Annotated in this window: 6 protein-coding genes; 2 read left to right on the forward strand and 4 right to left on the reverse strand. The window is 50.0% G+C overall.

What is annotated here, in order from left to right; all coding sequences use genetic code 11:
* Positions 1-9: 9 nt before the first annotated feature.
* Together atoC and atoS are read right to left on the reverse strand one after the other, a co-directional pair.
* Entirely contained in the window at positions 10-1,395 is a 1,386-nt protein-coding gene (gene atoC / locus OGX95_RS08205) for an acetoacetate metabolism transcriptional regulator AtoC (protein WP_286629083.1), read from the reverse strand.
* The gene (gene atoS, locus OGX95_RS08210) at positions 1,392-3,230 is read right to left on the reverse strand and encodes a two-component system sensor histidine kinase AtoS (RefSeq protein WP_286629084.1); all 1,839 of its coding nucleotides are present in this window, start codon (positions 3,228-3,230) and stop codon (positions 1,392-1,394) included. The genes atoC and atoS overlap by 4 nt, the downstream gene beginning before the upstream one ends.
* A gap of 168 nt (positions 3,231-3,398) precedes the next feature.
* Between atoS and rcsC the strand changes: the two genes are divergently transcribed.
* Positions 3,399-6,245 carry a two-component system sensor histidine kinase RcsC gene (rcsC, locus tag OGX95_RS08215; RefSeq protein WP_286629085.1) on the forward strand — a complete coding sequence of 949 codons (2,847 nt, stop codon included), beginning with the start codon at positions 3,399-3,401 and terminating at the stop codon, positions 6,243-6,245.
* A 112-nt stretch (positions 6,246-6,357) separates the two neighbouring features.
* On the opposite strand, the gene rcsB is transcribed toward rcsC, so the two are convergent.
* Together rcsB and rcsD are read right to left on the reverse strand one after the other, a co-directional pair.
* A complete protein-coding gene (gene rcsB / locus OGX95_RS08220; protein WP_003027592.1) occupies positions 6,358-7,008 on the reverse strand; it encodes a response regulator transcription factor RcsB in 651 nt (216 codons plus the stop codon).
* A gap of 16 nt (positions 7,009-7,024) precedes the next feature.
* The gene (rcsD, locus tag OGX95_RS08225; RefSeq protein WP_286629086.1) at positions 7,025-9,694 is read right to left on the reverse strand and encodes a phosphotransferase RcsD; all 2,670 of its coding nucleotides are present in this window, start codon (positions 9,692-9,694) and stop codon (positions 7,025-7,027) included.
* 741 nt (positions 9,695-10,435) lie between these two features.
* Here rcsD and OGX95_RS08230 point away from each other — a divergent pair.
* Entirely contained in the window at positions 10,436-11,536 is a 1,101-nt protein-coding gene (locus OGX95_RS08230; protein ID WP_286629087.1) for a porin OmpC, read from the forward strand.
* The last annotated feature ends 81 nt before the right edge of the window (positions 11,537-11,617 follow it).

An 11,617-nucleotide genomic window follows, 5' to 3' on the forward strand; every position in this document is an offset into this window, starting at 1 on the left:
ATTTAGGTATCAGGAGCCTGACGGGTCAATACCATACTCTTGCAATTTGTACATCAGAGCGCGCCGACTGATCCCCAGCATTAGCGCTGTTCGGGTACGGTTGCCATCCTGATTGTCGAGCACCTCAAGGATGATGCGTTTTTCCTCACGCTTAATTTCTTCCTTCAGATTGCGTTCTCCGGTTTGAACCGCTTTTACTTCTGTTACGGTACTGACAGGCGATCGGAACTGCGCAGGCAGGTCTTCGGCAAAAATCACCGCGCCGGTATTCATGACCACTGCACGTTCGATGACGTTAGACAGTTCACGAATGTTTCCTGGCCATGGCCAGGCGGTAAGCATGGACATCGCCTTAGGATCGATCTCAATGATATCCCGCTGATTTTCCGAACTAAATTTTTGTAAAAAGTGATTCGCTAACAGGGCGATGTCTTCGCGGCGTTCGCGTAACGGGGGAAGGGTCAGATGAATCACGTTAAGCCGATAAAACAGGTCTTCGCGGAACGTTCCTTCCTTCACCATTGTTTGCAGGCAGCGGTTGGTGGCGGCAACAATACGGATATCGACGCGGATAGTTTGGTGTCCGCCGATGCGCTCGAACTCTCTTTCCTGCAAAATACGCAGCAGTTTGGCCTGCAGAACCAGCGGCATTTCACCAATTTCGTCGAGCAGAAGCGTTCCCTGATGCGCGCGTTCGAACAGTCCCTGGCGTAGGGTTTGTGCACCGGTAAATGCCCCCTTTTCGTGACCAAACAGTTCGCTTTCCAGTAAGGATTCCGGTAAAGCCGCACAGTTGATTTTGATAAAGGGACCGTTGGCGCGTCTGCTGTTGTAGTGGATGGCGCGGGCAATCAGCTCTTTTCCTGTGCCACTTTCACCGCTAATCAGTACGTTCGCCTGTGAGAGGGCGATTTTTGCCGTGTCTTTACAAATATCCATCATCACCGGGCTGTTAGTCAGGATATGCCCCCACTGCCAGCTGGTGCTTAGCGCCTGATGTAGATTGCGGATCTCCTGCTTCATTGCCTGAAGCTGTAGTGCGCGCTGAATGACCAGATTGAGCTCATCCAAATCAAAGGGTTTAATCACATAGTCAAACGCGCCGCTACGGAGAGCTTCCACTGCGGTCTCCACTTCGGCGTAGGCCGTCATCAGAATAACGGGGATCCTCGGTTGCTGGGCGCGCATGACTTTCAGTGCATCAATACCGTCCATCTCTGGCATACGGATGTCCATCAGTACCACGTCAGGATGCGTATCAGCAAACAGAGTCAGCGCGGTTTCTCCATTGCTGGCGCAGTGCGTCTCATGCCCTTGCAGGGAAAACGCAGTGGCAAGCATACGGCGAACATTTTCTTCGTCATCAACGATGAGAATACGGTAGGTCGTTTTCATTCTGACGGATTTCCCTGCGGGTTTAGAGGTAAAATCAGGGTGAAGGTTGCGCCGCAGCCCGGCATACTTGTCACGTGGATATCCCCCTGATGCGCGTTGATAATGCGCTGGCTTAGCGCCAGTCCAAGACCCGTACCTGACGCTTTGGTCGTAAAGAAGGGGTCGAATATTTTCTTCTGAATGGCAATATCGATACCGTTGCCATTATCTTCAATCATCACCGCCTGCTGTGAGGCTGAGTATTGCCAGGTGCGGATTCGAATTTCGCCCCGTGCGGCTATTGCCTGCACCGCATTGATCAAAATATTGAGGATCACCTGCTTGAGGAGTTCGCGATCGGCGACGATGGCTGGCAGGCTGGCATCTAATTCCGTGGTAAACGCGATTCGAGCCTGTAGACCCGAGGTTTGCACGAGGATCAGCGTTTCTTCAATCAACGCATTGAGCCGTACCTGCTGCCACTGGCTTTGTCGCGGGCGTGAGAAATCTAACAGTTGCTGGATGACTTTATTGATTGAGTCAATTTCGTTCAACACAACGGATAAATATTCCTGATGTTCTGGTAAAGATGTTTGCTGGCGGATGATCTGTACATAGCCACGGATCGCCGTCAGCGGGTTACGTACCTCATGCGCCACTCCCGCCATCAACTCGCCGAGCGTTGCGAGCCTTTCCGTTTGTGCCAGCCGGCGTTGTGTCTCTTTGCGGGCAGTTAAATCAGAGAAGATCACCAGAGCGCCGATTAGCTCGCCATGCGCGTTATGGATCCGGCTGGTGGTGACGCTTATTTCAATGGTGCGGTCGCGGCCAGGAAAACTCACCTCCTGGGCGACATGTTCGGTGCCGTGCTCCAGTGTATCCAGTACCGGGCTGGAGAACTGAGTATCGGCAAAGAGGGTTGCATAGGGTTGCCCGACCAGTTCATGAAGCTGATAGCCAGTGATTTGCTCTGCCGCCGGGTTCATGGTGGTGACATCGCCCTGTCTGTCGATTGCAATGACGCCGTCTGCTGCGTTTTCAATAATCAGGTCGTTAAGGGTTTTGGTTTCCCGAAGCGTTTGTGCCAGCGCATTGACGCTGCGGCTGATTTGCCCCAGTTCGCCGGGCAGTTCAGGCAGGCGGGCTGGTGTTTTTTGCGCCAGCGTGGAAAGTCCGTCGGTGATAATGTCGATATTCGCACTGAGACGGCGAGAAAAAAGCACAATCAACAGCAGGCTACTGATAAGTCCGGCAGCCAGTACGGCAATGATCCTGACGTCCATTTTCCAGGCTTGCTGGCGGATATCTTCCGTCAGTTCATTCGCCCAGATATAGCCAATGACGTCACCCTGCCGTTCGATGGGGATCATGGAGTTGAGGATGTCGCCACGAACCTGTCGTCCGGAAAAAACCTCAGGTGCGTTGCTGCTCATCACTTTGCGCCCGGGGTGATCGTCGGTGATGGTGATACCGACATTACTTTGATACAACGCAGAGGGGGCGTAGGTGATGATTGCATCCAGTGCCTTGTTGTAATATCCCGCGCCAATGCCAGGAAATGCCTGGGTGATCCGTTCGGTGATGGGGCCCAGTTCGAGATTCAGCGCCCGAATGCGCGCTTCACGCGGTAAATCCGCGTAGTGGCTAAAGCGATCGCCCAGCGCGCCGTTAAGCAGAGTGAGCACTGCTGACAGTTTTTTCTCTTTTTCAGATAAGACTGCTGACCGGCCTTCGGTTTCTACGATATAACCAATAGAAATCGTCGGCACAATGACCATCAGAATGGCCATCATGATCATTTGGTTGCGTAAACGTCGCGGGGTTAAACGACGTGTCAGCCATCTCAGCTTGCGCATTCTCACATCCGTGCAGTGTTTTTTAGGCAAACGACGATTATCAGGGGTTAAGACAACGGTGTCAGAGCGGTGTATCATATTCCCGTAAAGAGAGGGCATTGCGACGCCGGACATTTACCGCTACCTTAACCACACTCTATTGATATCCTGAGGCGGAGCTTCGCCCCTTTGAAATACCTTGCTTCCGTTCATTCAACTCTAAAAGTCTCACGCTACCTGTTCAGAGCGCTGGCCTTATTGGTCTGGTGTCTGATTGCTTTTGCTTCGGTGTTCTACATTGTGAATGCGCTGCACCAGCGAGAGTCTGAGATCCGCCAGGAGTTTAATCTCAGCTCCGATCAGGCTCAACGCTACATTCAGCGTACTTCTGACGTGATAAAAGAGCTGAAATACATTGCTGAAAACCGGTTAACGGCAGAAAACGGCGTGATGTCATTACGGGCACGGGATGATAAAACCGTGGTGCCGAATTTTGAACCGCTGTTTGCCGATTCCGACTGTGCGGTGATGGGTAATGCCTGGCGTGGCTCGCTGGAGTCATTGGCGTGGTTTATGCGCTACTGGCGCGACAATTTCTCAGCGGCTTATGATTTGAACCGCGTGTTCCTGATCGGCAGCGATAACCTCTGTATGGCCAATTTTGGTCTGCGGGATATGCCTGTCGAACGTGACGAGGCGCTGAAAGCGCTGCATGAGCGCATCATTAAGTATCGCAATGCACCACAGGAAGAAAACGGCAATAACCTGTTCTGGATAAGCCAGGGGCCACGTCCGGGGGTGGGGTATTTTTATGCGCTGACGCCGGTCTATCTTGCCAATCGCCTGCAGGCGTTGCTGGGTGTGGAACAACCGATTCGCATGGAGAACTTCTTCACGCCGGGCAATTTGCCTATGGGGGTGACAATCCTTGATGAAAATGGTCATGCGCTGATTTCACTTACCGGTCCTGAAGGCAATATTAAGTCTGAACCGCGCTGGATGCAGGAGCGTTCATGGTTTGGCTATACGCCAGGTTTTCGCAATCTGGTATTGAAGAAAAACCTGCCGCCATCCTCGCTCAGTATTGTTTACTCCGTTCCGGTCGATCTGGTGCTGGAGCGGATACGCATGATGATCCTGAACGCGATTCTGCTGAATGTGCTGGTAGGTGCGGCGTTGTTTATGCTGACGCGCATGTATGAGCGGCGTATTTTTATTCCAGCGGAAAGCGATGCCCAGCGACTGGAAGAGCATGAACAGTTTAACCGTAAAATTGTGGCTTCTGCGCCGGTCGGTATTTGTATTCTGCGCACAATTGATGGCATTAACATTCTGAGCAACGAGCTGGCGCATACCTATCTCAACATGCTGACGCATGAAGACAGGCAACGGTTGACGCAAATTATCTGCGGCCAGCAGGTTAATTTCGTCGATGTATTGACCAGCAATAATACTAATCTGCAAATCAGCTTTGTGCATTCACGTTATCGCAATGAGAACGTAGCGATATGTGTCCTGGTCGATGTGAGTGCCCGCGTGAAAATGGAAGAGTCGTTACAGGAGATGGCGCAGGCAGCGGAACAGGCCAGCCAGTCAAAATCAATGTTCCTTGCGACGGTGAGTCATGAGCTACGCACGCCGCTGTATGGCATTATCGGTAACCTTGACCTGCTGCAAACGAAAGAACTGCCCAGCGGAGTGGATCGCCTGGTGACGGCGATGAATAACTCTTCCAGCCTGTTGTTGAAGATTATCAGCGATATTCTTGATTTCTCGAAAATCGAATCCGAACAGTTGAAGATTGAACCGCGTGAATTTTCACCGCGTGAAGTGATGAGCCATATTACGGCCAACTATCTGCCGCTGGTGGTACGCAAGCAACTGGGATTGTACTGTTTCATTGAACCGGATGTGCCTGTGGCATTAAATGGCGATCCGATGCGCTTACAGCAGGTCATTTCTAACCTGTTGAGTAATGCGATTAAATTCACTGATACTGGCTGTATTGTGCTGCATGTTCAGTGCAGCGGCGACTACCTCAGCATTCGTGTGCGTGATACTGGCGTGGGGATCCCGGCCAAAGAAGTCGTTCGTCTGTTCGATCCCTTCTTCCAGGTGGGGACGGGCGTGCAGCGTAATTTCCAGGGGACCGGGTTAGGTCTGGCTATCTGTGAGAAACTGATCAGCATGATGGACGGGGATATTTCCGTCGATTCTGAACCGGGGATGGGGAGCCAGTTTACGCTGCGGATACCGCTGTATGGTGCCCAGTACCCACAGAATAAAAGTGTGGAGGGGCTTGCCAGTACCCGCTGCTGGCTGGCCGTACGAAACGCGTCACTCTATCACTTTATCGAATCCAGCCTCACGCGTACCGGGATGACGGTGCTGCGTTATGAGGGGCAGCAACCTGATGCAAATGATGTATTGATTGCTGATGATGTGCTGGATCAGACGTGGAAGGGACGAGCCACGGTGATTTTCTGTCGTCGCCACATTGGTATTCCGCTGGAAAGAACGCCTGGGGAGTGGGTGCACAGCGTGGCATCACCGCACGAGTTGCCTGCGCTGCTGGCGCATATCTACAGCGTTGAACTGGGCAGTGAAGCGCTTTCCACCGCGTTGCCAGCTCCGGACAAAATGGGAGCCACAAACGATGACATGATGATTCTGGTGGTTGACGATCATCCGATTAACCGTCGTTTACTGGCCGATCAGCTAGGATCGTTGGGGTATCAGTGTAAAACCGCCAACGACGGTGTGGACGCGCTCAATGTGTTGAGTAAAAACCATATTGATATCGTGCTGAGCGACGTCAACATGCCGAATATGGATGGTTATCGCTTGACGCAGCGTATTCGCCAACTGGGGTTAACGCTGCCGGTTATTGGTGTGACGGCGAACGCGCTGGCAGAAGAGAAGCAGCGTTGTCTGGAGTCGGGAATGGACAGCTGTTTATCCAAGCCAGTGACGTTAGACGTGCTGAAGCAGACGTTGACGGTCTATGCGGAACGCGTGAGAAAAACGCGGGGATAAAAGAGGCAGGGGAGCGGTGATTGCCTTATCCGGCCTACAGAACATACTCAACGCTGTATTGTTCGTAGGCCAGATAAACGCGGTGCCTTCAGGCAGATGATATGAAACCGAATTACTCTTTGTCTGACGGGCTTAACGTCACGGATGACAGGTAATTCAGCAGGGCGATATCATTTTCCACGCCGAGCTTCATCATTGCAGACTTTTTCTGACTACTGATGGTTTTAATACTGCGATTGAGCTTTTTAGCGATTTCAGTCACCAGGAAACCTTCGGCAAACAGGCGCAAAACTTCACTTTCTTTCGGTGACAGACGTTTGTCGCCATAGCCGCTGGCGCTGATTTTTTCCAGCAGGCGAGAGACACTTTCCGGAGTGAATTTCTTACCTTTTTGCAGCGCCGCCAGTGCCTTAGGCAGGTCAGTTGGCGCACCTTGTTTCAGCACGATCCCTTCAATGTCGAGATCCAGTACCGCGCTCAGGATGGCCGGGTTGTTGTTCATGGTCAAAACGATGATCGACAGGCTCGGGAAATGGCGTTTGATATATTTAATTAACGTGATCCCATCACCATATTTATCTCCCGGCATTGAGAGATCGGTAATCAACACATGAGCATCTAATTTAGGCAAATTGTTGATCAGTGCAGTGGAGTCTTCAAATTCGCCGACAACGTTCACCCACTCGATTTGTTCAAGTGATTTACGAATACCGAACAGTACAATCGGATGGTCATCGGCAATAATTACGTTCATAGTGTTCATGTATTGGGCTACCTTGCTACAGCAAGCTCTTGACGTAAACGTCAATGTCGCTGATGTACTTTTCTATACCTGGAGCATCTTTCTCTTGAATAAGATGTTCCAGCGCTTCACATAACTGCTTGCCGGGTACCAGATTAAGCATGGCAAACACGCCTTTCAGGCGATGGGCCGTTTGGGCTAACGCAGCGAAATCGCTGGTTGCTGCCTCAGTATACAACCTCTTAACATCATCCGGTACTGTGTCCACAAAGAGTGCATAGTAACCACTGGCATGAAGTTCGGCGTTTTCATCACCGCCGAGGGGAATTTCCTGGATCTCTTCTTGCGCCAGTTGTTCTTCTATTAGCTCCAGGACAGCTTCCTGCATAGCATTGCTCATATTAAAGTTGACGCGCAGCTGACCGGGGCCAATTTTTCGCACGCCAGACTCATCATCGCTTAAAAGCAAGCCTGAGGCAGTAAGATTAGACGGATTATCAGTGATAAAGAGATCATATTCTTGACTATTCAGTCGCTCATCGGGCGTGATGCAGGTTGCTCCCCAGTTTTCCAGCTGACGCAATACAATGCTGCGTACGTCATTCGAGGTGACGTCAACCATCACGCAGACGTCATCCAACAGCCGTTCTTCACTATCAGCATGTTGGTCATGTGGCGGCATCTTAACATGGACGATATAGCGCGTTCCAAGTTCTTCCCGCGCTTTAATATTCAGATGTCCACCCAATTTGCGCGCGAGCTGATCGCACAACCAGAACGTGAGTGGATTAGCTTTGCCATATCGATCGCTCTGCGTGTCATTGATGAATGGGAAGTGCAGATTATCAATTTCATTCAGCGCGACGCCTTCCCCCGTATCCAGAATACGGAAGGTCAGACGCTCTGCCTCCGACTCATCCTGGTCGACGTCGAGCGTAATTTTGCCAATCGGCGTCGTGGTCACGGCATATTGCATGAGCAGCAGCAAAATATGACGCAGGGCACCGCGGTCGCCGCGGCGCTCATCATTGGCGCTCAGGTGATTTTTAATCAGCAGCTGTAACCCTTTACGCTTGATGGCTGGCAGTACTTCAGGTACCACGTCGTCAATTAACGCCTGCACGGAAAACAGCGTTGATTCACTTTTCCAGTCATCGCTTTCCAGAAGATTGGCCAACTGAATCTCATCGACCATACGTACCAGTACGTCTGCCTGGTTTGCCAGTTTCTGGCTGTCGGGCGTATTGAGTGCGGCAGCATTTATGGCCAGCGTTTTGGCAGGATCTTTCAGTGCGCTACCAATGTTTTGCATAAAGGCGGCGCGAGCCTGTTGGTTTTTCTCATACAGTCGCTGCGCTTGTTTCAGCTTTTTATTGACCAGTACTTCGCGATCCTGGTCGCGAATGATAAAGATCTGCGTGCGGGCTGAGATCTGGCTGCGGAACAGCCTGATCTCATACAATTCATTATTGATGGTGGCCTGGATGACCCCCTGATGTTGCTCCGCCATGCTGGTGATATTTTGCAGATTTAAATGTGGCAGCAGGTGGTCGGCAATCTTATTGCTGATAACCGTGCGGTTGGATTCCTGGTCATGTACCAATAATCCCAGCGGCAGCAGCGAAACAATTTCTTCATTGATTGCGCGAAGCACCCGCAGTTCATTATTTGCGACAAGGTTTGGCGCCACTTCGTTTGAGCGGGCAGGAAGGTGGCGGAAAGTGGTATAGCCAAACAGCGCCAGCGCCAGCAGAGCGATATTCAGTAACAGCGGTAGCAGAATGCTTTGCAGCGTATCAAGCAGTAATGAACCAAAGGGAACCTGCCAGACCAGTCGCATATCTGTTGAATTTAGCGCTGAGGAGATCTCAATCTTGCTATTGTTAAAGTTGATGCTAACGCTGTCAGGGGACTCTTTTTCACTGAGATGCTCAGCCGTAGACGTGGCATCAGGCTCCAGATGAAAGCTGTCCAACGGCATGCCCGGGGGGATCAAATCATTAATCGGAAGATCAAACGCGACCACGGTTGCCAGATGTCCTGGCTGATTAAAGGTTGTGCGTAGCGTGAAGTAATGGCCGTTTTGCCAGACCAACCGGCGAAGGGACGAGAAGCTTTCACGCTCATCGAGCGCATTGGCCTGTTGTAACATTTCAGCGCGGCGCGAATCGACAATGTTGCCAATTGTCGATTCCTTAAAGCCGGAGGTGAGATCTTTCAGCGGCAGCGTTGAGATAAGAATCAGGCTATTGTCCTGGCCATTCAGATAATACATTGACCATGGGACATTCTCCGCGCCCCACAGTGTATCCAGATAGGTTGAGATACGTTGGGTCATTTCCAGCGTAGAACTGTCATGCGAGCCGAAAATCAGTGCTTCAGTCTTTCTACGGGGTTTTTCAAGATAGTAGACATCTTGCTTGAGTCGGGTTTCCTGTAACCCGTCGGCAGTCGATGAGTTGGCTGTCGCTGCAATATTGTCATAGATTTGCCAGGTCACGTACCGCCAGGTATCCACCCTTTTATGAATTGCGTGGGTGATATCGACAATCTGATAGCTCTTATCTTTTAGCCAGGTGTTGACCGCGCTCTGGACCATCACGCCCATCATCACCAACAGCACCACGATCAGTAATAAGAAGAAACGGGTAATACTTCCCGGAAGCAGGGAGAATCGGGTAGAAGCCGTTGTGTCAGACTGACTCATTCGTGTTTATGACCTGTTAAAACGACGCTAAAGATGAAGGGGCAGTATAAAGGGTAATGTATGAATTGCCATACTTACGCAACATCCGGTGGGCTGCATTTTTTATTGCTGTGTATCGTTGCCTGGCAGGTAATGCAAACGTGTACAGCCGGTCACTATCAGTACAAATATAGGTATGATACATACGGATTTAGCATTAAATAACAAGAAATTATTTGCCTGATTTATATGTGATGGTGAACAGGTGAGATAGTTAATAGTCGTTATAGTTTTTCATCGGTAGCACAGAACAGTGATGTTTGTGTAAAGAAGGGTAAAAAAAAACCGAACGCAGAGCATTCGGTTGAAATAGGGGTAAACAGACATTCATGAATGAATGACGGTAATAAATAAAGTTAATGATGATAGCGAGTCTATTTTAGTTGCGAGTGAAGATTTTTTTTTATCATTCAGTGCTATGGTTGTATTTTTTATAATTAATTGATTTGTAGGTGTTTTATAATGATTCTTGACTATTCGTGCTTATTCCTCCCATTTTCTTAATTAAAAAAAGTTCCCTTTTGTTAATATTTTGAAACATCTACATCGATAAATGAAACATCTTTAAAGTATTAGTATCATATTCGTGTTGGATTATTCTGTGTTTTTGCGGAGAATGAAGTTGCCGACTGGTTAATGAGGGTTAGCCAGTGAGCAGTGGCATAAAAAAGCAATAAAGGCATATAACAGAGGGTTAATAACATGAAAGTTAAAGTACTGTCCCTCCTGGTACCGGCTCTGCTGGTAGCAGGCGCAGCAAATGCGGCTGAAATTTACAACAAAGACGGCAACAAATTAGATCTGTACGGTAAAGTCGACGGTCTGCACTATTTCTCTGATGACTCTACTAAAGATGGTGATCAGACCTATATGCGTATCGGCTTCAAAGGTGAAACCCAGGTTAACGACCAACTGACCGGTTATGGCCAGTGGGAATACCAGATCATGGGTAACTCCTCTGAAAACGAAAACAATGCCTGGACGCGTGTCGCGTTTGCCGGTCTGAAATTCGCTGATGCAGGTTCTTTCGACTACGGTCGTAACTACGGCGTTGTTTATGACGTAACGTCCTGGACCGACGTCCTGCCGGAATTCGGCGGCGATACCTACGGTTCTGACAACTTCATGCAGCAGCGTGGTAACGGCTTTGCAACCTACCGTAACACTGATTTCTTCGGTCTGGTTGATGGTCTGAACTTTGCCCTGCAGTACCAGGGTAAAAACGGTAGTCCGGAAGGTGAAGGCATGACCGGCGTGACTGGCAACGGTCGTGACGCACTGAATCAGAACGGCGACGGCGTTGGCGGATCTATCACTTATGATATCGGCGAAGGCTTCTCCCTGGGTACCGCGGTCACCAGCTCCAAACGTACTGATGAGCAGAACCGGCTGAACTTCGGTACCGGCGATCGTGCTGAAACCTACACTGGCGGTCTGAAATACGACGCGAACAACGTGTACCTGGCCGCAGAGTACACCCAGACTTACAACGCAACGCGTGCCGGCAAACTGGGTTGGGCTAACAAAGCACAGAACTTCGAAGCTGTTGCTCAGTATCAATTCGACTTCGGTCTGCGTCCGTCCGTGGCATACCTGCAGTCCAAAGGTAAAGATCTGGACAATGGCTACGGCGACCAGGATATCCTGAAATATGTTGATGTTGGCGCAACCTACTACTTCAACAAAAACATGTCTACCTATGTTGATTACAAAATCAACCTGCTGGATGACAACCAGTTCACCCGTAATGCAGGTATCTCTACTGATGATATCGTAGCACTGGGTCTGGTTTACCAGTTCTAATCTGCATTTATTTCTATCAAAGGCCCTACGGGGCCTTTTTTAATGCCGTTTTTTTGACGTACAAACACTCTTTTTTGGTGT

The organism is Citrobacter sp. Cu233 (genome assembly GCF_030332225.1).
In the GTDB taxonomy this organism is placed as follows: Bacteria; Pseudomonadota; Gammaproteobacteria; order Enterobacterales; family Enterobacteriaceae; genus Citrobacter.